The organism is Rubrivivax sp. A210 (assembly GCF_904426505.1).
Taxonomy (GTDB): domain Bacteria; phylum Pseudomonadota; class Gammaproteobacteria; order Burkholderiales; family Burkholderiaceae_C; genus Rubrivivax.
The window spans coordinates 89,845-113,879 of record NZ_CAJGBN010000056.1; the positions used below are offsets into that span (position 1 = coordinate 89,845).

A 24,035-nucleotide genomic window follows, 5' to 3' on the forward strand; every position below is an offset into this window, starting at 1 on the left:
GCCTGCCGGCCCAGGTGCAGGCCGGCCGTGGGCCGTCATCCCATAGAGTCTGCTGTTCGCCGCGCACGGGTGGCGCAGCGCAAAGAGGAGGAAGCCGAGTGGGTGCATTTCTGCGACTGTCCAACATCATCGACGCCTGCACCGAGTGGGTGGGCCGCTGGACCTCATGGCTCATCTTGGCGGCGGTGCTGATCAGCGCCGTCAACGCCGTGGTGCGCAAGGCCTTCAACGTGGGATCGAACGCCTTCCTCGAGATCCAGTGGTACCTGTTCGCCGCGGTCTTTCTGCTGGCGGCGGGCTACACCCTGCTGCGCAACGAGCATGTGCGCATCGACGTGATCCTGCACCGCTTCAGCAAGCGCACGCAGATCATCATCGAGGCGGTTTGCATCGTGCTGTTCCTGTTTCCCTTCTGCATCAACGTGATCATGCTGGTGTGGCCGCTGGTGGTGCAGGCCTACGTCACAGGCGAGATGTCGTCCAACGCCGGGGGCCTGATCCGCTGGCCGGTGTATGCGCTGGTGCCGCTGGGCATGGGCCTGCTGCTGGCGCAGGGTGTGTCCGAGTTCATCAAGCGCATTGCCTTCCTGCAGGGCCTGATCGACGACCCGACCAAGAGGAAGGTCGCCAAGACCGCCGAGGAAGAACTGGCCGAGTTCGTGCGCGCCAAGGCCGAGGCCGATGAGGCCGCCGCCGCGGCCGCCCTCGCCGCTGCCGCCCAGGGAGCGCGCAAATGATGGAGTTCCTGTCGGCCTACATGGCCCCCATCATGTTTGCCTCGCTGGTGGTGTTCCTGCTGGTGGGCTACTCGGTGGCCTTCTCGCTGGCCGCCTGCGGCCTGTTCTTCGGCCTCATCGGGGTCGAGTTGGGCCTGATGCCGGCCACGCTGCTGCAGGCGCTGCCGCTGCGCATCTTCGGCATCATGCAGAACGACACGCTGCTGGCGATCCCGTTCTTCACCTTCATGGGCCTGATCCTCGAGCGCTCGGGCATGGCCGAGGACCTGCTGGACACCATCGGCCAGCTCTTCGGCCCCATCCGCGGCGGCCTGGCCTATGCGGTGATCTTCGTCGGCGCCATGCTGGCCGCCACCACCGGCGTGGTGGCGGCCTCGGTGATCAGCATGGGCCTGATCTCGCTGCCCATCATGCTGCGCTACGGCTACGACCGGCGCGTGGCCGGCGGCGTGATCGCCGCCTCGGGCACGCTGGCGCAGATCATCCCGCCCTCGCTGGTGCTGATCATCATGGCCGACCAGTTGGGCCAGAGCGTGGGTGACCTTTACAAGGGCGCTTTCGTCCCAGGCTTCATCCTCACCGGCCTGTATGTCGGCTACATCGCGTTGGTCACCATGTTCCGGCCCACCTGGGCGCCCGCCTTGCCGCCCGAGGCGCGCACCATCCGCGAGCCCGACGGCAGTTCGGGCTTGCGTTCGCTGGGCCTGCTGGTGCTGGCTTCCACGGCGCTGGCCGTGCTGTTCGCCAAGTCGCGCCCGGCCAGCACGCCCACCGACGAGCTGATCGTGGTCTCGATGTGCGTGGGCGTGGGCCTGGCCTTCACGCTTTCAGTGATCAACAAGGTCTTCAAGATCGGCCTGCTGTCGCGCATGGCCGAGCGCGTGACCTTCGTGCTGATCCCGCCGCTGGGCCTGATCTTCCTGGTGCTGGGCACCATCTTCCTGGGCATCGCCACGCCCACCGAGGGCGGCGCCATGGGCGCGATGGGCGCGCTGATCATGGCCATTGCGCGCAAGCGCCTGGACATGAAGCTGATGCGCCAGGCCATGGACTCGACCATGAAGCTGTCGTGCTTCGTGGTCTTCATCCTGGTCGGCTCCACCGTGTTCAGCCTGTCGTTCCAGGCCGTGGACGGCGCGATCTGGGTCGAGCACCTGCTCGGTGGCCTGCCCGGCGGCGCGGTCGGCTTCCTGATCGTGGTCAACATCCTGATCTTCGTGCTGGCCTTCTTCCTCGATTTCTTCGAGCTGAGCTTCATCGTCGTGCCACTGCTCGGGCCGGTGGCCATCAAGCTGGGCATCGACCCGGTGTGGTTCGGCGTGCTGCTGGCGGTGAACATGCAGACCTCGTTCATGCACCCGCCCTTCGGCTTTGCGCTGTTCTACCTGCGCAGCGTGGCCCCGGTCGAGGACTACAAGGACCGCATCACCGGCCGGCCCATCGCCCGCGTCACGACCGAGCAGATCTACTGGGGCGCGGTGCCCTTCGTGATCATCCAGATCGTCATGGTGGGCCTGATCATCGCCTTCCCCGGCATCGTCACGCGCGACACGCACAAGGCATCAGAAGGCAACATGGAAACGCTGCAACAGCTGATCGATGCCGACACGCAGCAGGGCGAGAAGCCCGAGCCGACCATGCCCGAGGCCGACAAGCCGGCGGCGGCAGAGGAAGACCCAATGGAGGCCATCAAACGCGCCAACGAGGCCGACAAGGCCAGGAAGTAGGGACTCGGACACGGGCTCTCCACGCACCGCAAGCGCGGTGCGTCCCAAAGAAAAGGGCCCCCGCGGGGGCCCTTTGTCTTGCAAGGCTGGCGGGAGCCGCAGCCTTATAGCTTCTGCGCCTGCATGAAGTCGTCGAAACCAGCTTCGGTGAAACGGAACCAGAGGTTGGCGTCGCGACGGAAGGAGGCGTAATCCTCGTACACCTTCTTCCAGGCCGGGTTGCTGGCCGACAGTTCGCTGTACAGCGCCATCGACTCCTTGAACGCGGCCTCCATCACGTCCTTGGGGAAGCGGAACAGCTTGGCGCCATTGGCGACCAGCCGCTTGAGCGCAGCCGGGTTGCGCGCGTCGTACTTGGCCTGCATGTCGACGTGGGCATAGGCCGAGGCGGACTCGACGATGGCCTTGTACTCGGGGCTCAACGCGTCGTAGGCCTTGCGGTTGAGGAAGAAATCGACCTCGGGGCCGCCTTCCCACCAGCCCGGATAGGCATAGAAGGGGGCTACCTTGTAGAAGCCCAGCTTCTCGTCGTCGTAGGGGCCGACCCACTCTGCGGCGTCGATGGTGCCCTTCTCGAGCGCCTGATAGACCTCGCCACCGGGAATGTTCTGCGGCACGCCGCCCAGGCGTTCGACCACCTTGCCGGCAAAGCCGCCGATGCGGAACTTGAGGCCCTTCATGTCGGCCAGCGTCTTCATGTCCTTGCGGAACCAGCCGCCCATCTGCGCGCCGGTGTTGCCGCCGGGGAAGCTGATGATGCTGTACTGGGCGTAGAACTCGCGCATCAGCTTCAAGCCGTTGCCTTCAAACATCCAGGCGCTCATCTGGCGGCTGTTGAGGCCGAAGGGTATGGCGGCGCCGATGGCGAAGGTCGGGTCCTTGCCGAAGAAGTAGTAGGGCACGGTGTGCGAGGCCTCGATGGTGCCGTTTTGCACCCCATCGACCACGCCGAAGGCCGGCATCAGCTCGCCCGCGGCGTGCACGCTGATCTGGAACTTGCCGCCCGACATCTCGCTGACCTTCTTGGCGAAGACCTCGGCGGAACCGAAGATGGTGTCGAGCGACTTCGGAAAGCTCGAGGCCAGGCGCCAGCGGATATTGGCCTGGGCATGCACGATGGCCGGCGCGCTGGCGGCAGCCAGGACACCGGCCAGGCCGGCGCTCCTGACGAATGATCGACGTTCCATGAGGTTCTCCTGTAACGGGGCAAAGGGGGGAGGTAAACGGTGAATCGCGCGGAATTCTAGAGTCGCGACCCGCCCGGTCCGGGTGGGTTTTCCCGCTCGGATTGTGCGCCTCGCAAAGGGCCATTCAGGCCCCTCAGGCCCTCACCACGGTGACCGTGCATTCGGCCTGCGCCACCACCTGCGAGCTGACGCTGCCGAGGTAGCGCCGCATCGCCGAATTGCCGCGCGCACCCATCACGATGTGGTCGGCCTGGTTGCGCTCGGCGAACTCGACGATGGCGCCCGCCACGTCAGGGGCCTCGAGCACATGGAAGGTCAGGCGGCCATCGTCGAGATCGAGCTCGCGGCTGATGGGCCGCGCCCAGTGCTTGAGGCCGACGAGCTGGCGCACATGCACGCTGCGGCCCTGCTCGTCGACGAGTTCGTCCATGCCGATGCGCGCCGTCTTCATCACGCTCACGCAGGCCAGGCGGGCGCCAGGCTCGGTAACCATGATGCGGCGCACCGTCTCGCGCAGTTGCTCCAGAAGTGCCGGCGCGGCGTTGTCGACGTCGACCGCGGCCATCACGATGGGGCTCTTCATCAGCTGCGTGGCCACGCCCAGCCTGGGGCGCTGCGCCGGCTCGGAGCCGATGGCAAAGAACCAGCGCTTGAAGCGCAGCAGTGCTCCGCTGCCCTGCAGCCGCTCTGCACGCGCCGTCAACGGCACCTGGTGCGGATCCTGCAGCGCCAGCGCGAGCTGGGCCGCGCTCTGCCAGCGGCGCTCGGGCTTGACCTCCAGGCACTTGAGGATCACCTCTTGCAGCCACGGCGGGCAATCGCGGCGGATGGCGCGCGGCGGCACCGGGTCCACATACAGGCGGCGGCGCAGGCCGCGCACCGAATCGGGGGCGCCGAAGGGGCGCTCGCCGGTGGCAAAGTGGTAGAGGATGACGCCCAGCGCGAAGAGGTCGGAGCGCGGGTCGTTGCGCACGTACTGCACCTGCTCGGGCGACATATAGGGCCCGGTGCCCATGGGCAGGGCGAACTCTTCTTCCAGCAGGTCGGGCAGACGGTCATGGCGCGAGAGGCCGAAGTCGACCAGCACCACGGTGCCGTCGGGACGCTGCAGGATGTTGCTGGGCTTGATGTCCAGATGCACCAGGTGCTGGCGGTGCAGCTCGTGCAGCGCCGTGGCCACGCGCGAACCGATCTCGATCACCTCGTCGATGGCCAGCGGCGCCTCGTCCAGCCGCGGGCGCAGCGAGACGCCGTCGATGCGCTCCATCACGATGTAGGGCGTGCGCGTGAAATCGCCGCGCGCCACATAGCGCGGCACATGCGGCCCCTGCAGCGCCGGCAGGATCATGCGCTCGACCTCGAAGCCGACGATGGAGGCCGGGTCCTCGCCGCCCTTGATGCGCGGCACCTTCATGATCAGCGGCAGGCCTTCGGTGCCGGGTGGCAGCAGCGGCGCGCCTTCGCCCCTTGCCTCGCCCCCGACCTCGCCTGCCACGGCACTCACCCGCCACAGATGGGCCATGCCGCCGGTGTGCAGCTTTTCCTCGATGCGCCAGCCGTCGACCACGTCGCCGGCCTTCAGCGGCGCGGTCTGGGTGTCGGTTGCGCCCTCAGCGTCCATCGGCCAGCCGCGTGGCCAGCGCCTGCGGCAGATCGGCGGCGCGGATCTTGGCGCCCGCGCCCTCGTGGTCATAGGGCACGCGCCAGTAGGTGATTTCGCGCCGGGCGTCGTCATAGACGGCGTAGCAGGCGGCCGGATTGCCGTCGCGCGGCTGGCCCGCCGAACCGGGAATCACCAGCCACTGCCGCGGCGGCAGCAGCGGGATGGGCTCGCCGGCCACCGGCGTGAAATCGCCCGTCTTGCCCGCCGGCGACAGGTGAAACAGCTGGGGCTCGTGCATGTGGCCGACGAAGGTGATGCGCTGGCGCGTGGCCTGCATGCTGCGCTGCGCCTCGCCGCGGCCCTGCACATAGTCCCAGGCCGCCGGATCGTAGGCATTGGCGTGCACGAAGAGCAGTTCGCCCAGGGTGATGCTCAGCGGCAGGTTGGCGAGGAAGGCGAGCTGCGCCTCGTCGAGCTGGGCGCGCGTCCACTCGACCACGCGCTTGGCGTCCAGGCGCATGGTCGGCGAGGCGCCGCGCACCACGGCCATGTCGTGGTTGCCCTGCACCGCCAGGTCGCCGCCGCGAACACGCTCGGCCACCATGTCCACCACCCAGGCGGGGTCGGCGCCGTAGCCGACGAAATCGCCGACGAAGGCATGGCGGGTGATGCCCTGCCCTTGCGCATGGTCCATCACCGCCTCCACCGCCTCGCGGTTGGCGTGCAGGTCGGTGATGACGGCGATGCGCATGGGCGGCGGCTCAGGCGCCGGCCAGCTTCATGCGCGAGACCAGGATGGAGCCCACGGTCTTGCTGCCCTGGGTGTAGGCGTCGGCGCCGACGGCCGCGATGTCGCGGAACATCTCGCGCAGATGGCCGGCGATGGTGACCTCGTGGACCGGATGCACGATGCGACCACCTTCGACCCAGAAGCCGGCGGCGCCGCGCGAGTAGTCGCCGGTCACGTAGTTGACGCCCTGGCCCATCAGCTCGGTGACGAAGAGGCCGCGGCCCAGCTTGCGCAGCATGGCGTCGAGGTCGTCGCCGGGCGCGGTGAGGCGGCTCGTGAGGCTCAGGTTCTGCGAGCCGCCGGCATGGCCGGTGGTGGTGAGGCCGAGCTTTCGCGCCGAATAGCTGGACAGGAAATAGCCCTGCACCACCCCGCCCTGCACCACCTGGCGCGCCCGCGTGCGTACACCCTCGTCGTCGAAGGGCGCGCTGCCCTTGCCCTTGGGCTGGTGGGGCTCTTCATGGATGTCGATGTGGTCGGCCAGCACCGGCTGGCCCAGGCTGTCGAGCAGGAAGCTGGCCTTGCGGTAGAGCGCACCGCCCGAGGTGGCCTGCACGAAGGCGCCCAGCAGGCCCGCGGCCACCGTCGACTCGAACAGCACCGGCACCGTGGCGGTGGCAACGCGGCGCGACTTCAGCCGCGCCAGTGCGCGCTCGGCGGCATAGCGGCCAATGGCTTCGGGCGCGGCCAGGTCAGCGGCATCGCGCATCGTGCTGTACCAGCCGTCGCGCTGCATGTCGCGGCCCTTGCCGGCGATGGGCGACACCGAAAGATAGTGGCGCGAGCTGGCATAGCCGCCGCGAAAGCCGCGCGTGTTGCCGGCCCAGAAGTGCGCCTGCTGGGCCGAAACGCCAGCACCTTCAGAATTGGTGATGCGGCGGCTGACCGCCATCGCCGCGGCCTCGCAGCGCCGCGCCAGCTCGGCCGCCTCGGTGGGCGCGATGGCCCAGGGATGGAAGAGGTCGAGGTCGCGCGCAACGTCTTCGGGGCTGGCCAGGTCTTTGGCATCGGGCAGGCCGGCGGCCGGGTCAACGGCTGTGAAGCGGGCGATGTCGTAGGCCGCCTGCACCGTCTGCTTCAGGGCCGCAGCAGAAAAGTCGGACGTGCTGGCGTTGCCGCGGCGCTGGCCCAGGTAGACGCTGACGCCGAGCGACTTGTCGCGGTTGCGCTCGACGTTCTCGAGCTCGCCCTTGCGCACCGAGACCGACAGGCCCACGCCCTCGGACACCTCGGCCCCGGCGTCGCTGGCGCCCAACTTGCGCGCCAGCGCCAGCGCCTCTTCGACGATCTGCTGGAACTGGTCCCGGCGGTAGCTGAATACCGATTCGGCGCGGCTGGAATGGGGCATCGGCAAGGGCGGGACAAGGCAAGCGGGAGTGCGCACTTATGATACCGGCCCACCCCCGACCCCCACCAACCACACAGGCTCGCCCATGGCTCGACGCGCCGCGCCGCACCGCGGCATCGACATCCACTACGGCGACAGCGACGTCGCCGACGGCGCAGACGCACGCCCGAGCAAGACCCAGCTCAAGCAGAAATCGCACGAACTGCAGGACCTGGGCGAGGCCCTGGCCGCACTGCCCGAGGAGCGCCTGGCCGGCCTGGAAATGTCCGACGCACTGCGCGATGCCCTGGTCACCTGGCACCGCACCAAGTCGCACGAAGGCCGGCGACGCCAGATGCAGTACGTGGGCAAGCTGATGCGCGGCGCCGACGAAGAGGCGTTGCGCGAGGCGGTGGCCCAGGCCACGCTGGGCTCGGCCCAGGCCGCGCTGGCCCTGCACGAGGCCGAGCGCTGGCGCGCCGAACTCATCGCCGACGACGACGCCATGACACGCTGGCTCGATGCCCACCCCGACACCGACACCCAGCAGCTGCGCAGCCTGGTGCGCGCCGCGCGCCGCGATGCCGCCGCGCTGCCGCCCGAGGCGCGCCAGCCCAAGAGCTTCCGCGAACTCTTCCAGTACATCCGACCCCGCTTGAACCCATGAATGACGACGAATTCGACCCGCTGCGCATCGGCGTGGTCTCGATCAGCGACCGCGCCTCCAGCGGCGTCTATGCCGACCAGGGCATCCCCGCGCTCAAGGACTGGCTGGGCCGCGCGTTGCGCAACCCGGTGCAGTGGGAAGAGCGGCTGATCCCCGATGAAGAGGCGCAAATCAGCGCCGCGCTGCGCGAGCTGGTGGACGTGGCCGGCTGTGATCTCGTGCTCACCACCGGCGGCACCGGCCCGGCACCGCGCGACGTGACGCCCGAGGCCACGCTGGCGGTGGCCGACAAGCTGATGCCCGGTTTCGGCGAGCAGATGCGCCAGGTGAGCCTGGCCTTCGTGCCCACCGCCATCCTGTCGCGCCAGGTGGCGGTGATCCGCGGCAAAGCACTCATCATCAACCTGCCCGGCCAGCCCAAGGCCATCGCCGAGACGCTGCAGGGCCTGCCCGAGCGCAGCCCGCCGGTACACGGCATCTTTGCCGCCGTGCCCTATTGCATCGATCTGCTGGGCGGGCCTTACATGGCCAGCGACGAGGCCGTGTGCAAGGCCTTCAGGCCCAAGGCGGCGCAGCGCGCACCGGGGCAGACACGCACGCGCACTGCCGGAGCTACTTGACGAGGCGGTTCAGCCGCTCGGCGTCAAAGCTTTCGGTGGTGTGGGCGTCCTGCGGCACGCAGTCGGCGGCCGGCAGTTCACGGGCGCGGGCCGAGAGCTTTTCTATCGCCGCCCACAGCAGCGCGATCTGGTGCTCGTGGCCGGCGGCGTTGTCGATCAGGCCCTTCATGGCCTGCGACACCGGGTCGTCGCCCTGGCTCACGCCATAGGCGCTGAAGCCCATGCGGGCCGCGGCGGCCTCGCGCGCCGCTTCCGCATCGGCCACGATGATGCGCGCCGGATTGCCCACCGCCGTGGCCCCCGGCGGCACCGGCTTCACCACCACCGCGCCACTGCCGACGCGGGCGCCGTCGCCCACCGTGAAGCCGCCCAGCACCTGCGAATTGGCGCCAACGATGACGCCGCGGCCCAGCGTCGGGTGGCGCTTGGCGCCCTTGGCCAGCGAAGTGCCGCCCAGCGTGACGCCTTGGTAGATGGTGCAGTCGTCGCCGATCTCGGCCGTCTCGCCGACGACCACGCCCATGCCGTGGTCGATGAAGACGCGCCGGCCAATGGTGGCGCCGGGGTGGATCTCGATGCCGGTGAGAAAGCGCGCCAGGTGCGAGGTGAAGCGGCCCAGCCAGCGCCAGCCCAGGCCCCAGAAGCGGTGCGCCCAGCGGTGCAGGAGGAGGGCGTGCAGGCCCGGGTAGCAGGTCAGCACCTCGAAGCCGGAGCGCGCCGCGGGGTCGCGTTCGCGGATGCAGGCAATGTCTTCGCGCAGGCGGGTCAACATCGGCTCAGTGTAGTGGCCGGCCTTCAATCCTGCTGGCGCCGTGACGCCACGGCGCGTGCGATGCCGCGCAGGATGTGCACCTCGTCCTGCGTGATCGCGGCGCGGTTGAGCAGCTGGTTCAGGCGCGGCATCAGCTTCTTGGGCGCCGCCGGGTCGAGAAAGCCGACGGCCTCGAGCGTGGCCTGCCAGTGCGCCAGCAGGCCGGCGATGGCGGCGCCGTCGGCGAGCGCGGCATCGGTGGTGCGCGGCATCACCGCATAGCCGCCCAGGGCCTGGCGCCAGTCGTAGGCGATCAACTGCACCGCCTGCGCCAGGTTGAGCGAACCGTAGTCGGGGTGGGTGGGGATGCTCAGGCAGGTGTGGCAGCGGTAGACATCGTCGTTGTCCATGCCGGTGCGCTCGGCGCCGAAGACGAAGGCCACGCGGTGCGCGCCCGCCGCCAACGTGGCCAGGTGCTCGCGCGGCGCCCGGGTGGGCGGGCCGAAGTCGCGCGGCGTCATCGCGGTGGCGCAGGCGTGGCTGATGCCCTCCAGCGCCTCGGCCAGCGTGGGCACGACGCGCGCCGCGGCCAGCACATCGGTGGCGCCGCTGGCCAGCGCCAGCGTCTCGTCGCGTACCAGCACATCGGCAAAGCGCGGCCGCACCAGCACCAGATCGGCAAAGCCCATCACCTTCATGGCACGGGCCGCCGCGCCCACGTTGCCGGCGTGGCTCGTGCCTATCAGCACGAAGCGCGTCGCGTCGGCAAGGGATTCGGGCATCTCGGAGGGCATGGCCGCTAAAATCAAGGGTTTTCGCGTGGCCATTGTCCCCCGGCCACCGCGCTCTTTTTCATCCCCACCCCAGCCCCCAACCCGCAGGCCACCATGTCGCAAGCGCTCCACCCCATGCTCAACATCGCCATCAAGGCGGCCCGGTCGGCGGGGGCGATCATCAACCGTGCGGCGCTCGACCTCGAGGTCGTCAAGGTCGGCAGCAAGGGGCCCAATGATTTCGTCTCCGAGATCGACCGCGCGGCCGAGGAAATCATCATCCAGACCCTGCTCGAGGCCTATCCGGGCCACGGCATCCTGGCCGAGGAATCGGGCCGCACCCACGGCGCTCGGCACAGCGAGTACACCTGGATCATCGACCCGCTGGACGGCACCACCAACTTCCTGCACGGCTTCCCGGTCTACGCCGTGTCCATCGCGCTGGCCCACCGCGGCCAGGTGCAACAGGCCGTGGTCTACGACCCCACGCGCAACGACCTCTTCTTTGCCAGCAAGGGACGCGGCGCCTTCTGCAACGACCGCCGGCTGCGCGTCTCGCGCCGCACGCGGCTGTCGGATTCGCTCATCGGCACGGGCTTCCCGTTCCGCAAGGGCGACAACTTCAAGCGCTACCTGAAGATGTTCGAGGAAGTGATGCACAGCTGCGCCGGGCTGCGCCGCCCCGGCGCCGCAGCGCTGGATCTCTGCTATGTGGCCGCCGGCTACTACGACGGCTTCTTCGAGACCGGCCTCAACCCCTGGGACGTGGCCGCGGGCTCACTCATCATCACCGAGGCCGGCGGCCTGATCGGCAACTTCACCGGCGAGAGCGACTACCTCTACCAGCGCGAGGTCGTGGCCGGCAACCCCAAGGTCTACGGCCAGCTGGTGCAATTGCTGACGCCCTACACCCGCGTCATCAAGGAAGAGCCGGCCGCCGCGCCGGCCGAGGGCGCAGCCACCGGCAACGCAGAGGCCGTCCCCAACGCCACCCAGGCCTTCGTCAATGCGGCTGCCGACGCGGCCCCCGCGCCTGAAGCTGCAGCGCCGGCTGCGGCGCCGGCGCGCAAGTCGGTGCGCATCCGCAAGCCGGCCGCGGGCGAGGACGCGCCGATCTGACGTCGGCTCAAGGCCGCAGCGCCACGCCTTCCAGCACCATGCCGGCGGCGCGCCGCGCCAGATAGACCTCGAGCGCCAGCCACTCGTCGGCCCCCGCCGCGAAGGGCTCGGCGCGCACCCCAGCCAGGCAGCCGCGCAAACGTCGCTGCAGCGAGCCCAGGCCCTGCCATTCGAGGCGGTAGATGGGATAACCCGTGGGATGCCCCTGCGGAATGGCCGCGCCGCCCAGGCGCAGGCCGGCGCGCTCGTCGTGGCAGTGGGCGCAGGCCAGGTTCAACTGGCCGAAGCGCTGGCGCCAGAGCGCCTCGCCGCGCGCCGACCAGGGCATGAGGCGGGCGTCGTCCGGCGGCGCCAGCGGCCGGCCGCGCGAGCGGTGGGCCAGCCAGGCCGAGAGCGCCAGCACCGCCGGCCCGTCAGCGCCCTCGGCCGCCTCGCCCTGGTGGCGCTGGCGGCACTGGGCTATGCGGCCGGCCAGCGTCAGCGGGCGCGCCAGCCGCTCGTCCCAGGCCGGGTAGCGGGCGGCCACGCCATCCATCGCCTCCGGCGCAGCATGGCAATCGGCACAGCGGCGGCCGTTGGCACCGGCCTCTGTCCAGCGCGAGCGGCCTTCTGCCACCCAGAGCTGGCCTGGGTTCTGGGTGTCGTCGCGCTGCAGGGCCTGCAGTGCCGGGCTCATGAAGTCGACGCCGGGGCGGCGCGCGGGCTGGGCCTGGGCCAGCCCGCAGGCGAGCAGGGCGCAGGCCGCGAGCAAGACCCGCATCGACGCTCAGCCCAGCACCAGCCGCCGCGTCTCGCGGTGGACGAGGCCGTGGTCGCCCTGCCAGCTGAACTGCAGCTCGCCGTCGCGCTCGGCGCGCAAGGTGAAGGCGAGATAGGGGTTGGCGGCGATGGCAGGGTAGAGATCGGCGGCAAAGACCAGGGTGCCGTCAAGCCGGCACTCGAAGCGGGTGACGATGTCGCGCGGCAGCAGCCGGCCCTCGGCGTCAGGCCGGTGGCCGGTTTCCATGGGATGGGCCATCGAGGCTCGGATCGCTATCACCGCGCCGCGCAAGGCCGGGCTGGGCAGGTGGATGAGGGTGCGCACCGTCGCCATGCGGCTACTCGATGCAGGCGGCCAGGGTCACGATGACATCAACCTCGTGGCGCCAGACGCTGCCATCGGCCATGCGGGCCAGCGCGGCCAGGCGCTGGCTGGTGGCCAGCCGCATGCGCGTGGCCACCTCGGCGCGGCCGCTGGCCGGGCCGAGGTGGAAGACGGCCACGTCACGCTGCGGATTGCGCTCATTGAAGAGGGCGATCTGGGTCACATGGTCGGCCGCCGTCATGGGGCTGGCCACGCGCACCGTCACCGGCACGGCGTTGCCGTTCTCGACCAGGGGCGCAATCTCCAGCACCACGCGGCCGTCGCGCGGCGCCTCTCCGCCGGCCCAGGCGCGCACCGCGGCGTCCAGGGCCGGCGCGGCAGCGCGCGCCGCGGGCGCCACAGCCAGCAGGGCCAGCGACAGGCACTGCCGGCGTATGTTCAACGCAGCGTCTCCAGGTAGGCGATCACGTCCTCGAGCTGCTGGGCATCGAGCAGCGGCCGGCCGCGCCGCACGCCGGCCACGCGCGCCAGGCCTTCGGTGCGCGTGGCCGAGGGCATCACGGTCTGCGGGTTGAATCGCGCCGGATCGATCAGGCGCTCGCGCAACTGGGCGGCAGAGAAGCGCGCGCCGACGCCAGCCAGATCGGGCGCCAGGTTGCCGGCCTGCACGGCCGCCACGCCCGGCACCGGGTGGCACAGCACGCACAGGCCGATCGCGCGGCTGGCGACGATGGCGGCGCCGCGCGCCGGGTCGCCCGCCGCAGCGGGGCTGGACGCCGCAGCCCCGACAACGGCGGCCACGGCAACCACCCCCAGCACCGGCATCAGGCGCGCTTGAGGCTGTGGCGCGACAGCGGCAGGTCGCGGATGCGCTTGCCCGTGGCGGCGAAGATGGCGTTCAGCACGGCCGGCGCCGCCACCGCGATGGTGGGCTCGCCAACGCCGCCCCAGAAGCCGCCCGAGGGCATGACGATGGATTCGACCTTGGGCATCTCGGCCAGGCGCAGCGCCGGGTAGCTGTCGAAATTGGTCTGCACGATGCGGCCGTCCTTCACCGTGCAGGCGCCGTAGAGCGCCGCCGACAGGCCATAGACGAAGGAACCCTCGACCTGGGCCTCGATCTGCTGCGGGTTGACGGCGTGGCCGCTGTCGGTGGCGGCCACGATGCGATGCACCTTGAGCACGCCATCGGCACTCACCGAGACCTCGGCGCAGGCCGCCACATAGCTGCCGAAGCCGTGGGTCTGGGCGAGGCCCCGGAAGACCTTCTGGCCGGCTATATCGGGCGCCGGCTTGCCCCAGCCGGCGCGCGCCGCCACCGCCTCGAGCACGGCCAGGTGCTTGGGGCTGTCCTTCAGCAGCTCGCGGCGCAACACCAGCGGGTCGCGGCCGGTGGCGTGGGCGATCTCGTCGATGAAGCTCTCGACATAGATGGCGTTCTGGTTGAGGTTGACGCCGCGCCAGAAGCCCGGCGGCACATGCGGGTTGCGCATGGCGTGGTCGATCAGCAGGTTGGGCACGCTGTAGCCGAACATGGCCTCGCCGCCGCCGTTGTTGAGGCCCTGGAAGACCACCGGGTCCTTGCCGTCCTTGACGTTCTGCGGAAACACCGCGGCCAGGATGGACTGGCCCGAGATGCGCATGTGCAGCGCCGTCAGCCGGCCCTTGTCGTCGAGGCCGGCGCTCAGCTTGCACTGAGTGATCGGGTGGTAGCGGCCGTGGACCATGTCTTCCTCGCGCGACCACAGCAGCTTGACCGGCGTGCCCGGCAGCTGGCGCGCGATCTGCACCGCCTGGCGCACCCAGTCGTGTACCGCGCCGCGGCGCCCGAAGCCGCCGCCAAGATGGACCTTGTAGACCTCGCAGGCGGCTGGCGCCAGGCCGGCGGCCTCGGCCGTGGCGGCCAGCGCGGCCTCGCCGTTCTGCGTGGGCGTCCAGACCTCGCAGCGCTCGGGCGTCCAGCGCGCCGTCGCGTTCATGGGCTCCATCGTGGCGTGGTTCTGGAACGGATAGCTGTAGGTGGCCTCGATGCGGCGCGCCGCCGCCGCCAGCGCTGGCGCCACCGCGCCCTGGCTGTTGCCCACCGCGGCCTGCTCGGCCGTGAGGCCGGTCTTGAGCATGGCGTCGATGTCGGCCTGCTGCACCTTGGCATTGGGGCCCTCGTCCCATTCGATGGGCAGGGCGTCGAGCGCGGTCTTGGCATGCCACCAGGTGTCGGCCACCACGGCCACGGCGCTGTCGCCCACCGCCAGCACCGCCTTCACGCCGCGCCGCTTGGTCACCGCGCTGGCATCGAAGCGCTTGAGCTTGCCACCGAAGACCGGACAGTCCTTGATGGCGGCATTGAGCATGCCGGGCAGTTGCAGGTCGGCGCCATAGACCTGGCGGCCGTTGGTCTTGTCGGCCGTGTCCAGGCGCGCCAGGCGCTTGCCGGCCAGGGTCCAGTCTTTCGGATCCTTGAGCGTCACCTCGGCCGGCGGCGTGAGCTGGGCCGCCGCCAGTGCCACGGCGCCATAGCTGGTGCGACGGCCGCTGCCGGCGTGGCTGATGAGGCCGCGCTCGGCCTTGCATTCGGCCGCCGGCACACCCCAGCCATTGGCCGCGGCCTGGATGAGCATGGCGCGGGCGGTGGCGCCGCCCTTGCGCACGTATTCGTGCGATTCGCGGATGCCGCGGCTGCCGCCGGTGGAGAAATTGCCCCACACGCGCTTGCGTGCCAGGTTCTGGCCCGGCGTCGGGTATTCGGTGGTGACGCGGGTCCAGTCGCAGCCCAACTCTTCGGCCACCAGCTGGGCCAGGCCGGTGAGCGTGCCCTGGCCCATCTCGGAGCGCGCGATGCGGATCACGACGCGCTCGTCCGGGTGTACCACGACCCAGGCGTTGATCTCGGGCGTGCTGCCCTGCTGGGCTGCGGCCTCGGTGGGGAAGCCGAAGACGAAGGCGCCGGTTGCTGCCGCGCTGCCCAGGAAGCCGCGGCGCGAAACGACAGCACTCATGCCTGCCCCCGCTGCAGGTGGATGACCTCGACGGCGGCGGTGCGCGTGGTGATGCCGGCGGCCAGCTTGATGCCCTCGCGCACCCGGTTGTAGGTGCCGCAGCGGCAGATGTTGGTGATGGCAGCGTCGATCTCGGCATCGGTGGGGCGCGGCTTGTCCTTCAGCAGCGCGGCGGCTGCCATCAGCATGCCGCTCTGGCAATAGCCGCACTGCGGCACGTCGAGCTGCACCCAGGCCTTCTGCAGCGCGTGGCCGCCGTCGGGCGACAGGCCCTCGATGGTGGTGATCTTCTGCCCCGGCCGCAGCGCCGACACCGGCACGGCACAGCTGCGAACCGGCGCGCCGTCGATGTGCACGGTGCAGGCGCCGCACTGGGCGATGCCGCAGCCGTACTTGGTGCCGGTGAGGCCGAGCTGCTCGCGCAGCACCCACAGCAGGGGCGTGTCGGGCTCGGCATCGTGGCTGCGCAGGGCGCCATTGACATGGAGGTCGGGCATGCGGCGGGCTCCGGTGGATTGGGTGACGCGGGCGATGATGCGTCGCCCGCCATGTCCTTGCAATCCGGGTGGTCGAGCGGGAAGCCGGGCCGACGGCACGGCGGCCCCTGCGCGGAGCGGACGGCTAGAGCTCGTGGCCCGGGATCAGCCCGGCGCGCAGCGCGAAGCGCACCAGCCCGGGCAGGTCGTGTACCTTCACCTTGGCCATCAGGCGGCTGCGGTAGGACTCCACCGTCTTGGGCGACAGGTGCAGGGCCTCGGCGATCTCGGCGCTGGTCTGGCCGTTGACCACGCGCACGATGACCTGGCGCTCGCGCGCCGACAGCGCCGCCAGCAGCTTGTCGTCGCTGTCGGTGGTGAGCCCGGCAATGGCCAGCTCGGCCACCCGGCCCTGGAAATGGCGCCGGCCCTGGGCCACGGCGGCGATGGCGGCCAGCAACTCGGCGCCGCTCGAACCCTTGAGCACATAGCCATCGACGCCCAGGCGCACCGCCTCGGCGACATCGCGCGCCTGCGTCGACATGGTGGCGACGATGGTGCGCACGGGGATGGCGCGCCGGCGCAGCTCGGACAGCAACTCGAAGCCGGAATGGTTTTCGAGGAAGAGGTCGACGATCAGCAGCTCGGGCTGCAATTGCTGGATTTCAGCCAGCGCACGCGTCGGTTCTTCGGCCTGGCCGACGACCCGGTGGCCGTGGGCCTCGAGCAACGATGCAAACGCCTCGCGGACGATGAGGTGGTCATCGACCAGGTAGAGACGAGCCAAGGGATCCCCCGTACTTCTTTGCGTGGCCGCTGCGGGTGGCGGGCCATACACGGTGATTATTGGCCGCATCGGGGACTTTCCGCACGGAAGCGCACGAGAACCCCGCAGGCCCGATCCAGCTTTCCCGGCAAGGCCGGGCCGCGGCAAGGGCGATAAGAGGGGACGTGCTGCCCGCACGGCCGCCGGCCTGGGTTCGCGCAAGGGAGATTCTCGAAAATGCGTCTCAACGAACCCGTCACCGGCAGCGAGTACCGCTTCCCGGCCGGCGAAACCCTGGTTTCGGTGACCGACCTCAAGGGCCGCATCACCTATTGCAACGGCTCCTTCATCCAGGTCAGCGGCTTTGCCAGGCACGAACTGATGGGGCAGCCGCACAACATCGTGCGCCACCCCGACATGCCGGCCGAGGCCTTCCGCGACCTCTGGGACACGGTGCAGGCGGGCCTGCCCTGGACCGGGCTGGTGAAGAACCGGCGCAAGAACGGCGATCACTACTGGGTGCAGGCCAATGCCACGCCCATGATGGACGGCGACCGCATCACCGGCTTCCTTTCGGTGCGCACCGTGCCCGAGCGCGAGGCGGTGGTGGCCGCCGAAGGCCTGTACGCCCGCATGCGGGACGACGAGGCCAACGGGCGCAGGTTCTATGCGCTGCGCCACGGCGAGCTGGTGCGCTGCGACTGGGTCGGCCAGGCGCTGCGCCGCCTCAACCCGGGGCCGGCCGGCCGCGTGCTGCTGCTGCAAGTGGCGGCCGCAGCGGCGGTGCTGGGCGCGGCAGCACTGCTGCCGGCGCCGGCCGCCTGGGCCACGGGTGCCCTGATCGCGATGGCGGCGGCCCGCCTGGGCTGGCAGCTGACGCTGGCGCCGCTGGTGGGCACGGTGGTGGCCGCCAACCGCCTGGCGGCGGGCGATCTGGTGGTGCCGGTGCCCACCGGCTCGCCCGGCATCGCAGGCCAGATGCAGAAGGCCTTGCAGCAGCTTTCGGTGAACCTGCGCACCGTGGTACTGGATACCCGGCGCGAGATCGAGCAGGTCAACGAGGCGGCGCACGAGATCGCATCGGGCAACCACGATCTCTCGTCGCGCACCGAGAGCCAGGCCAGCAATCTGGAGCAGACGGCGGCCTCGATGGAAGAGATCACCGCCACCGTGCGCCAGAGCGCCGACGCGGCCCAGCAGGGCGCGCAGATGGCCGAGCAGTCGGCCAGCGTGGCGCGGCGCAGCCACGAGGCGGTGCAGGCGGTGGCCTTGACCATGGGCGAGATCTCCGAGTCTTCGCGCCGCATGGGCGACATCGTCCACGTCATCGAGGGCGTGGCCTTCCAGACCAATATCCTGGCTCTCAATGCCGCCGTGGAGGCGGCGCGCGCCGGCGACGCCGGGCGCGGCTTCGCGGTGGTGGCCTCGGAAGTGCGGGCGCTGTCGCAGCGCACTGCCGCCGCGGTGCGCGAGATCCGCGATCTCATCCACCAGTCGGCAGCCCGCGTCGAACTCGGCAACACGCGCAGCACCGAGGCGCGCGAGCGCATGGACGAGGCGCTGACAGCGGTGGGCAAGGTGGGCTCGGTGCTGCAGCACATCGCCTCGGCGGCGCGCGAGCAACAAACGGCCATCGCGCAGGTCAACGCCGCCGTGACCCAGATGGACGGCCTCACGCAGCAGAACGCGGCCATGGTGGAAGAACTGGCCAGCGCAGCACAATCGCTGCAGGGCCAGGTCGACGAGGTGCAGTCGTCGATGCGGCTGTTCCGCCTGCAGGCCGGCGACACCACGGTGTCGCAGGACGACGCCGTGGCCATGCGGCGCGAGGCCAAGGCGCTGGCCGCCTGATGTCGGGGATGCCGGACGTGGCCTCACTGCTCATCGTTGACGACAACCCGGCCAATCTGCAGTTGCTCGTGGGCCTGCTGCTGCCGCAGCACCATGTGCGCGCCGCCATCAGCGGCGAGCGCGCGCTGCAGCTCTGCGACCAGGGCCCGCTGCCCGATCTCATCATCCTCGACCTCATGCTCAGCGGCATGAGCGGCTTCGAGGTGCTGCAGCGCCTCAAGGCCACCCCGGCCACGGCCGCCATCCCGGTGATCATCGTCAGCGGGCTCAACGACGGCGAGGCCGAGGAGCGCGGCCTGGCCCTGGGCGCGGCCGATTTCCTGGCCAAGCCGGTGCGGCCCAACACCACGCTGGCGCGCGTGCAGCTGCAGCTCGAGTTGAAGGCCGCACGCGTGGCACTGCAGAACCGCGCCGCCTGGCTCGAGGACGAGGTGCGGCGCCGCATCGCCGAAAACTCGCTCACCCAGGACGCCAGCATCCTGGCGCTGGCCCACCTTTCGGAGACGCGCGACCCCGAGACCGGCAAGCACCTGCGACGCACCCAGGGCTATGTGCGCGCGCTGTGCGATGCGCTGCACCAGCATCCGCGTTTCGAGGCCTATCTGAGCCGCGATCGCATCGAGCTGATGGTGAAATCGGCGCCGCTGCACGACATCGGCAAGGTCGGCATACCCGACGGCATCCTGCTCAAGCGCGGGCCGCTGACGGCCAGCGAATGGGCGCTGATGAAGACCCACAGCGTGATGGGCTGGGAGGCCATAGACCGCGCCGAGACCGAGATTGCGCAGCCGCTGCCCTTCCTCGAGATCGCCAAGCAGATTGCCCGCCACCACCACGAGCGCTGGGACGGCTCGGGCTATCCCGACGGCCGGCGCGGCCACGAGATCCCGATCCCGGCGCGGTTGATGGCGCTGGCCGACGTCTTCGACGCCCTGGTCTCGATCCGGCCCTACAAGCAGCCCTTCCCGATCGAGCGCGCCACGGCCATCATCGAAGAGGGGCGCGGCAGCCACTTCGACCCCGACGTCGTCGACGCCTTCCACGCCTGCTGGGGCCACATCGTCGACATCGCACGCGACCACGCCGACACCGCCGCCGAGGTGCAGGCCCATCTCGAGCGCCTGCGCGCCCACGAGGCCGCCCCGGGTTGACCCCGGCGGGGCGGCGCAGGTTTATGCTGGACGCCGCCCCACCCACGCTGCTGCGGGCCCACGGATGAAAGCACCGCTGTATCCCCCCGTTCCGGCCGCCTGGATGCAGCGCATCCTGGCGCTGGCGGCGCTCCATTTCCTGACCGGATGGCAGGGACTGTCCATGCCCCATTCCGGCCCGCCCGAGACCCTGATCTGGCTGCCCCATGGCATCGCGCTGGTCGCCCTTTGGCGCTGGGGCCCGTCCATGGCCGTCGGCGTGCTGGCCGGCTCCGCGGCGCTGGCCCTGCTGCGCATGCCCGCCGGTCTTCACGCCCTGTGCTTTGTTGGCGGCCAGGTCGGCGCGCCCGCGGCCGTGGCCCTGCTGCTGCGCCAGTTGGGCTTTCGCAGCCGCTTCCGGCGCCGACGCGACGTGGCGGCCTTTCTCGGCGCGGCTTGTGGCGGCATGACGGTGGCCGCCAGCTTCGGGGTCGCCGCGCAGTGGTTCGGCGGCCACCTGGCGGGCACCGCAACCGCCTCCGCCTGGTTCGACTGGTGGCTGTTCGATGTCGTCAGTCTGCTGCTGGCCGCGCCGCCACTGCTGATGCTGTCGCGCACCTCGCTGCGCCATGCTGGCGCCGGGCTGGCTCGCCACGAGGCGGTGCTGGCTCTCGTCATTGCCTTCGGGTCGGCCATCCTGGTCTTCTCGGTCGGTCCGCCGGCGCCGGAAAACGCCTGGCTGCATGACCCACTGGTCTTCGTGCCCTTCATCCCGGTGGCCTGGCTGGCCGTGCGCTCCGAGCACGGGCTCCTGCCTTCGGCCGCCGTGCTGGCGCTGGCCGGCATTGCCGCCCTCGGCACCGCGCAGGGCTTCGGGCCGGTCGGTGACCACGGCGGCAGCGCAGCGGCGGTGACGGAGTTGCGCGCCTACCTCATCTCGCTCAGCGTCATCGTGCTGCTGCTCGGCGCCCTGGCGGCCGAGGCCGGCGAGTCGGGCCGGCGCTTCGACGAACTGCTCACCCTGGGCAGCGAGGCGGTGATCCTGGGCCGGCCGGACGGCCGCGTCGACTGGGCCAACCCGGCGGCGCAGGCGCTGTTCGGCGCCAGCGAGGCGCAGATGCGCCAGCGCGGCCAGACCGGGCTGCTCGAATCCGCGCCCGGCGTGGCCACCGACGCCGCCCTGCCGGTGGTGCTGGGCCGCCGCGGCGACGGCAGCAGCTTCCTGGCCGAGACCAGCACCACCGTCTACACCGGCAGCGATGGCATCCCGCGCAGCATGATCCTGGTGCGCGACGTGAGCGAACGCCGCCTGCGCGAGCAGCAGCTGGGCGAGTACGTCGCGGCGGTGCAGCAGGCCGCCGACGGCATCGCCATCCTCGATGGCCAGGGCCGTGTCCGCCATGCCAACGCGGCCTGGGCCCGCATGCACCGGCTGGCGCCCGAGAGCCTGCCCGGCCAAGACCTCGCCATCTTCCACACCCCGGCGCAGATGCAGGACGACGTCGAGCCGGTGCTGCAGACCTTGCGCCAGGCCGGCAGCTTTGTCGGCGAGGTGGGCCACAGCCGCGCTGACGGCAGCTCCTTCCCCACCTGGATGTCGGCCAGCATGATGCAAGGGGCCGATGGCGGGCCCGGCGGCATCGTGGCCATTGCGCGCGACATCAGCGAACTCAAGCTTGCGCAGGCGCGCTGGCAGGATTCGGAAAGGCGCTTCCGCCGCATCCTCGACCGCCTGGCCACGCCGGTGTTCAGCATCAGCCGCGACGCTCGCATGGTCTATCGCAACCAGCGCTTTCTGGAGGACATCGGCTACGGCGAAGACGAGGTGCCGGACTTCGAGACCTGGGTCGAAGTGGCCTACGTCAGCGAAGCCCAGCGCGAGGAGGCCCGCGACAGCTTTGCCGACGCCTGCAAGGCGCTGGCGGCCAGGCTGGAGCTGCCCACGGTCATGCGCAGTGTGCGTTGCAGGCATGGCGCCGTGCGCCAGTTCCAGGTCTCCCGCATCCCCATGGACGACGAGATCGTCACCACCTTCTTCGACCTCACCGACCTGCTCGAGGCCAAGGAAGCGCTGCGCACCAGCCAGAACTGGCTGCAGGAGGGCGAGCGGCTGGCCGCCACCGGCGCCTGGCACGCCGACCTCGACAGCGGCCAGGTCCACGTCACGCCCGGGCTGCTGGCCGTGCTGGGCATGGCGGCCGACGCCAGCCTGAGCGTGGAGGAACTGCTGCACCTGGGCCCGGCCGACATCGAGGGCGACGCCGCGCGCACGGCGGCGCAGCGCCGGCTGGCACGCGGCGAACCGTTCAGCGGCAAGTTCCAGACGCGGCGCGGCGACGGCCAGGCGATCTGGCTCGACTACCGCGTCGTTCCCGACGCCAGCGGCGGCCGCGCCGTCACCGGCGTGCTGCAGGACATCACCGAGCGCAAGCGGGCCGAACTGGAGCTGGACATCTACCGCCAGGGGCTGGAACGCCGCGTCATCGAGCGCACCGCCGAGCTGGCCCAGGCCAACCAGGCGCTGACGCAGGCGCGCGACACCGCCGAGGCGGCCAACCGCGCCAAGAGCGCCTTCCTGGCCAATATGAGCCACGAGATCCGCACCCCGCTCAATGCCATCCTGGGCCTCGGCCAACTGCTGCTGGATGGCGACTGGGAGCCGCGCACACGCAGCCAGCTGCAGCGCATCGATGCCGCCGGCCAGCACCTGCTGGGCATCGTCAACGACGTGCTCGACCTGTCCAAGATCGAGTCTGGCGGGCTCACGCTGGAGCAACGACCCTATGCCCTGGCGCCGGTGGTCGAGCGCACGCTGGCGCTGCTGGGTGGCCGCGCCGACGCCAAGCGCATCGGCCTCGTGCAGGCCATCGACGCCGCCCTGCCACCCTGGATGCTGGGCGACGCACTGCGCCTGCAGCAGATGCTGGTGAACCTGGTCGGCAACGCAATCAAGTTCTCGCACCGCGGCCAGGTGCTGGTGCGCGCCGCCGCCGCGGGCGGCACGCCGCCGCAATGGCTGATCGAGGTCAGCGACGAAGGCATAGGGCTGGACGAAGAGCAGCAGCAGCGCCTCTTCCAGCCCTTCACCCAGGCCGACGAATCGACCTCGCGGCGCTTCGGCGGCACGGGCCTGGGCCTGAGCATCGTGCGCCACCTGGCCACGCTGATGGGCGGCAGCGTCGGCGTGCGCAGCCGCATCGGCGCCGGCAGCACCTTCTGGATCAGGCTGCCGCTGCAGTCCGCCGCAGCCCCGGGCTTGGCGGCGGCAGCGCCCGAGGAAGGCAGTGCAGCCTCCTGGTCCGGCCTGCGCGTGCTGCTGGCCGAGGACAACGAGATCAACCGCGAAGTGGCCGTGGACCTGCTCACGCGCAGCGGCCTTGCCGTCGACACCGCCGTCGACGGCCTGGAGGCGCTGGCGCGCGCACGCAGTGGCCGCTATGACCTGGTGCTGATGGATGTGCAGATGCCCTTGATGGACGGCCTGCAGGCCACGCGCGAGATCCGGCACCTGCCCGGCGCCGCCGGCCTGCCCATCGTGGCGATGACGGCCCATGTCTTTGCCGAAGACCGCCAGGCCTGCCTGGACGCCGGCATGAACGACCACCTGGGCAAGCCCATCGACAGGGCACGGCTGGGCGCCGTGCTGCGCCGCTGGCTGCCGGCGTCCGCGCCCGCCCCATCCACACGCGCCGATGGCGTGCCCGACGCGCTGGCGGACATGGCGGCCAGCCGGGCCGCCGGCCTGGACCTGGCGGCCGGCCTGGCCTCGACCGGCGGCAATGCCACCACCTACCGCCGCATCCTGGGCCTGTTTGCCGTGCAGCACGGGCAGGACGCCGAACAGCTGCGCCAGCACATCGCCCAGGGCCAGCCCGAGGCAGCGCGCAAGCTGCTGCACAAGCTGCGCGGCGGCGCCGCCACCATAGGCGCCGGCGACGTGGTGCGCGAGGCCGGGCGGCTGGAGGCGGCGCTGCCCCAGGACGCGCAGGACAGCGGCATCGAGGCGTTGGCCCAGGCCCTGGAGCGGCTGGCCGTGGTGCTGCCCGCCGCCACGGCCCCGCAGCCAGCTGCGCCGCCAGCATCCAGGCCGGCAGCCGCATCGCCGTGGGCTCAGCCGCCGGCACCCACACCCGCAACAACAACTGCACCCGCGCTGGATTCCGCACCGCCCACGCCACCGTCCCCCCCCGCAGAGGCCGAGGCCGCGCTCGACCGCCTCGAGCAGCTGCTGCTCGGTTCCGACGCCGGCGCGCTGGCCTGCTGGGACGACCAGCGCGCGCTGCTGCACCAGCGGCTGGCCGACGCGGCACCACCCATCGAGACGCAAATCCAGCGCTTCGCCTTCGACGAGGCGCTGGCGCTGCTGCGCTCATCCCGCAAGCCGCAGGCCGCGCCCGGGCGCCCGGGCTGAGCACTTGAGCGCTCCAGCCC

The 24,035-nt window shown here is 70.7% G+C and carries 21 protein-coding genes; 8 read left to right on the plus strand and 13 right to left on the minus strand.

From position 1 onward, the window contains the following. Nucleotides 1–98: 98 nt before the first annotated feature. Together JMV16_RS20295 and JMV16_RS20300 are read left to right on the plus strand one after the other, a co-directional pair. The gene (locus JMV16_RS20295; protein ID WP_236580626.1) at nucleotides 99–737 is read left to right on the plus strand and encodes a TRAP transporter small permease subunit; all 639 of its coding nucleotides are present in this window, start codon (nucleotides 99–101) and stop codon (nucleotides 735–737) included. Beyond that, the gene (locus JMV16_RS20300; protein WP_201496134.1) at nucleotides 734–2,464 is read left to right on the plus strand and encodes a TRAP transporter large permease subunit; all 1,731 of its coding nucleotides are present in this window, start codon (nucleotides 734–736) and stop codon (nucleotides 2,462–2,464) included. Before JMV16_RS20295 ends, JMV16_RS20300 begins: the two co-directional genes overlap by 4 nt. 104 nt (nucleotides 2,465–2,568) lie before the next feature. Here the strand turns inward: JMV16_RS20300 and JMV16_RS20305 are convergent, their stop codons facing one another. The 4 genes from JMV16_RS20305 to pmbA form a co-directional block, all read right to left on the minus strand. After that, complete coding sequence (locus tag JMV16_RS20305) at nucleotides 2,569–3,651, minus strand: TRAP transporter substrate-binding protein (protein ID WP_201496135.1); 1,083 nt, start codon at nucleotides 3,649–3,651, stop codon at nucleotides 2,569–2,571. Between the two features lie 133 nt (nucleotides 3,652–3,784). Beyond that, nucleotides 3,785–5,272, minus strand: a complete 1,488-nt coding sequence (locus JMV16_RS20310) for a bifunctional serine/threonine-protein kinase/universal stress protein (protein ID WP_201496136.1) — start codon at nucleotides 5,270–5,272, stop codon at nucleotides 3,785–3,787. Next, entirely contained in the window at nucleotides 5,262–6,005 is a 744-nt protein-coding gene (locus tag JMV16_RS20315) for a metallophosphoesterase family protein (protein ID WP_201496137.1), read from the minus strand. The genes JMV16_RS20310 and JMV16_RS20315 overlap by 11 nt, the downstream gene beginning before the upstream one ends. Nucleotides 6,006–6,015: 10 nt before the next feature. Beyond that, a complete protein-coding gene (gene pmbA, locus JMV16_RS20320) occupies nucleotides 6,016–7,392 on the minus strand; it encodes a metalloprotease PmbA (protein WP_201496138.1) in 1,377 nt (458 codons plus the stop codon). Nucleotides 7,393–7,477: 85 nt separating this feature from the next. On the opposite strand from pmbA, the gene yjgA reads away from it, so the two are divergent. Next, a complete protein-coding gene (yjgA, locus tag JMV16_RS20325; protein WP_201496139.1) occupies nucleotides 7,478–8,038 on the plus strand; it encodes a ribosome biogenesis factor YjgA in 561 nt (186 codons plus the stop codon). Further along, nucleotides 8,035–8,658, plus strand: a complete 624-nt coding sequence (gene mog, locus JMV16_RS20330) for a molybdopterin adenylyltransferase (RefSeq protein ID WP_201496140.1) — start codon at nucleotides 8,035–8,037, stop codon at nucleotides 8,656–8,658. The genes yjgA and mog overlap by 4 nt, the downstream gene beginning before the upstream one ends. On the opposite strand, the gene cysE is transcribed toward mog, so the two are convergent. Both cysE and JMV16_RS20340 read right to left on the minus strand, forming a co-directional pair. After that, nucleotides 8,651–9,430, minus strand: a complete 780-nt coding sequence (gene cysE, locus JMV16_RS20335) for a serine O-acetyltransferase (RefSeq protein ID WP_201496141.1) — start codon at nucleotides 9,428–9,430, stop codon at nucleotides 8,651–8,653. The genes mog and cysE overlap by 8 nt on opposite strands. Nucleotides 9,431–9,453: 23 nt before the next feature. After that, the gene (locus JMV16_RS20340; RefSeq protein ID WP_201496142.1) at nucleotides 9,454–10,191 is read right to left on the minus strand and encodes an RNA methyltransferase; all 738 of its coding nucleotides are present in this window, start codon (nucleotides 10,189–10,191) and stop codon (nucleotides 9,454–9,456) included. Nucleotides 10,192–10,296: 105 nt separating this feature from the next. On the opposite strand from JMV16_RS20340, the gene JMV16_RS20345 reads away from it, so the two are divergent. Then, nucleotides 10,297–11,301: an inositol monophosphatase family protein gene (locus JMV16_RS20345; RefSeq protein WP_201496143.1), complete on the plus strand. Its 1,005-nt coding sequence runs from the start codon at nucleotides 10,297–10,299 to the stop codon at nucleotides 11,299–11,301. Between the two features lie 7 nt (nucleotides 11,302–11,308). Here JMV16_RS20345 and soxA read toward each other — a convergent pair whose 3' ends face one another. The 7 genes from soxA to JMV16_RS20380 all read right to left on the minus strand — a co-directional run bounded on the left by soxA (nucleotide 11,309) and on the right by JMV16_RS20380 (nucleotide 16,644). Further along, complete coding sequence (gene soxA, locus JMV16_RS20350; protein ID WP_201496144.1) at nucleotides 11,309–12,061, minus strand: sulfur oxidation c-type cytochrome SoxA; 753 nt, start codon at nucleotides 12,059–12,061, stop codon at nucleotides 11,309–11,311. A 6-nt stretch (nucleotides 12,062–12,067) separates the two neighbouring features. Then, on the minus strand, nucleotides 12,068–12,394 hold the full coding sequence (gene soxZ, locus JMV16_RS20355) for a thiosulfate oxidation carrier complex protein SoxZ (protein WP_201496145.1): 327 nt from the start codon (nucleotides 12,392–12,394) through the stop codon (nucleotides 12,068–12,070). A 4-nt stretch (nucleotides 12,395–12,398) separates the two neighbouring features. Next, a complete protein-coding gene (locus JMV16_RS20360; protein ID WP_201496146.1) occupies nucleotides 12,399–12,827 on the minus strand; it encodes a SoxY-related AACIE arm protein in 429 nt (142 codons plus the stop codon). Continuing rightward, nucleotides 12,824–13,210 carry a sulfur oxidation c-type cytochrome SoxX gene (gene soxX, locus JMV16_RS20365; RefSeq protein WP_201496147.1) on the minus strand — a complete coding sequence of 129 codons (387 nt, stop codon included), beginning with the start codon at nucleotides 13,208–13,210 and terminating at the stop codon, nucleotides 12,824–12,826. The genes JMV16_RS20360 and soxX overlap by 4 nt, the downstream gene beginning before the upstream one ends. Beyond that, nucleotides 13,210–15,381 (minus strand): xanthine dehydrogenase family protein molybdopterin-binding subunit, encoded by a 2,172-nt coding sequence (locus tag JMV16_RS20370; RefSeq protein WP_201496148.1) that lies wholly within the window; start codon nucleotides 15,379–15,381, stop codon nucleotides 13,210–13,212. Before JMV16_RS20370 ends, soxX begins: the two co-directional genes overlap by 1 nt. Next, a complete protein-coding gene (locus JMV16_RS20375; protein ID WP_201496149.1) occupies nucleotides 15,378–15,878 on the minus strand; it encodes a (2Fe-2S)-binding protein in 501 nt (166 codons plus the stop codon). The genes JMV16_RS20370 and JMV16_RS20375 overlap by 4 nt, the downstream gene beginning before the upstream one ends. 124 nt (nucleotides 15,879–16,002) lie before the next feature. Continuing rightward, nucleotides 16,003–16,644 (minus strand): response regulator, encoded by a 642-nt coding sequence (locus JMV16_RS20380; protein ID WP_201496150.1) that lies wholly within the window; start codon nucleotides 16,642–16,644, stop codon nucleotides 16,003–16,005. A 216-nt stretch (nucleotides 16,645–16,860) separates the two neighbouring features. Here JMV16_RS20380 and JMV16_RS20385 point away from each other — a divergent pair, with 216 nt between their 5' ends. The 3 genes from JMV16_RS20385 to JMV16_RS20395 all read left to right on the plus strand — a co-directional run bounded on the left by JMV16_RS20385 (nucleotide 16,861) and on the right by JMV16_RS20395 (nucleotide 24,015). Next, nucleotides 16,861–18,474, plus strand: a complete 1,614-nt coding sequence (locus JMV16_RS20385) for a PAS domain-containing methyl-accepting chemotaxis protein (protein ID WP_201496151.1) — start codon at nucleotides 16,861–16,863, stop codon at nucleotides 18,472–18,474. Further along, nucleotides 18,474–19,625 carry an HD-GYP domain-containing protein gene (locus JMV16_RS20390; protein WP_201496152.1) on the plus strand — a complete coding sequence of 384 codons (1,152 nt, stop codon included), beginning with the start codon at nucleotides 18,474–18,476 and terminating at the stop codon, nucleotides 19,623–19,625. Before JMV16_RS20385 ends, JMV16_RS20390 begins: the two co-directional genes overlap by 1 nt. 64 nt (nucleotides 19,626–19,689) lie before the next feature. Then, nucleotides 19,690–24,015, plus strand: a complete 4,326-nt coding sequence (locus tag JMV16_RS20395) for a PAS domain S-box protein (RefSeq protein WP_201496153.1) — start codon at nucleotides 19,690–19,692, stop codon at nucleotides 24,013–24,015. The last annotated feature ends 20 nt before the right edge of the window (nucleotides 24,016–24,035 follow it).

What these genes read in the sequence shown, in the direction of transcription:
- soxZ (WP_201496145.1), bottom strand. Translation starts at nt 12,394, where the DNA reads ATGGCGACGGTGCGCACCCTCATCCACCTGCCCAGCCCGGCCTTGCGC.
- JMV16_RS20390 (WP_201496152.1), top strand. Translation starts at nt 18,474, where the DNA reads ATGTCGGGGATGCCGGACGTGGCCTCACTGCTCATCGTTGACGACAAC.
- soxX (WP_201496147.1), bottom strand. Translation starts at nt 13,210, where the DNA reads ATGCCGGTGCTGGGGGTGGTTGCCGTGGCCGCCGTTGTCGGGGCTGCG.
- JMV16_RS20300 (WP_201496134.1), top strand. Translation starts at nt 734, where the DNA reads ATGATGGAGTTCCTGTCGGCCTACATGGCCCCCATCATGTTTGCCTCG.
- soxA (WP_201496144.1), bottom strand. Translation starts at nt 12,061, where the DNA reads ATGCGGGTCTTGCTCGCGGCCTGCGCCCTGCTCGCCTGCGGGCTGGCC.
- JMV16_RS20370 (WP_201496148.1), bottom strand. Translation starts at nt 15,381, where the DNA reads ATGAGTGCTGTCGTTTCGCGCCGCGGCTTCCTGGGCAGCGCGGCAGCA.
- mog (WP_201496140.1), top strand. Translation starts at nt 8,035, where the DNA reads ATGAATGACGACGAATTCGACCCGCTGCGCATCGGCGTGGTCTCGATC.
- JMV16_RS20345 (WP_201496143.1), top strand. Translation starts at nt 10,297, where the DNA reads ATGTCGCAAGCGCTCCACCCCATGCTCAACATCGCCATCAAGGCGGCC.
- JMV16_RS20340 (WP_201496142.1), bottom strand. Translation starts at nt 10,191, where the DNA reads ATGCCCGAATCCCTTGCCGACGCGACGCGCTTCGTGCTGATAGGCACG.
- JMV16_RS20315 (WP_201496137.1), bottom strand. Translation starts at nt 6,005, where the DNA reads ATGCGCATCGCCGTCATCACCGACCTGCACGCCAACCGCGAGGCGGTG.
- JMV16_RS20395 (WP_201496153.1), top strand. Translation starts at nt 19,690, where the DNA reads ATGAAAGCACCGCTGTATCCCCCCGTTCCGGCCGCCTGGATGCAGCGC.
- pmbA (WP_201496138.1), bottom strand. Translation starts at nt 7,392, where the DNA reads ATGCCCCATTCCAGCCGCGCCGAATCGGTATTCAGCTACCGCCGGGAC.
- JMV16_RS20305 (WP_201496135.1), bottom strand. Translation starts at nt 3,651, where the DNA reads ATGGAACGTCGATCATTCGTCAGGAGCGCCGGCCTGGCCGGTGTCCTG.
- yjgA (WP_201496139.1), top strand. Translation starts at nt 7,478, where the DNA reads ATGGCTCGACGCGCCGCGCCGCACCGCGGCATCGACATCCACTACGGC.
- cysE (WP_201496141.1), bottom strand. Translation starts at nt 9,430, where the DNA reads ATGTTGACCCGCCTGCGCGAAGACATTGCCTGCATCCGCGAACGCGAC.
- JMV16_RS20375 (WP_201496149.1), bottom strand. Translation starts at nt 15,878, where the DNA reads ATGCCCGACCTCCATGTCAATGGCGCCCTGCGCAGCCACGATGCCGAG.
- JMV16_RS20310 (WP_201496136.1), bottom strand. Translation starts at nt 5,272, where the DNA reads ATGGACGCTGAGGGCGCAACCGACACCCAGACCGCGCCGCTGAAGGCC.
- JMV16_RS20385 (WP_201496151.1), top strand. Translation starts at nt 16,861, where the DNA reads ATGCGTCTCAACGAACCCGTCACCGGCAGCGAGTACCGCTTCCCGGCC.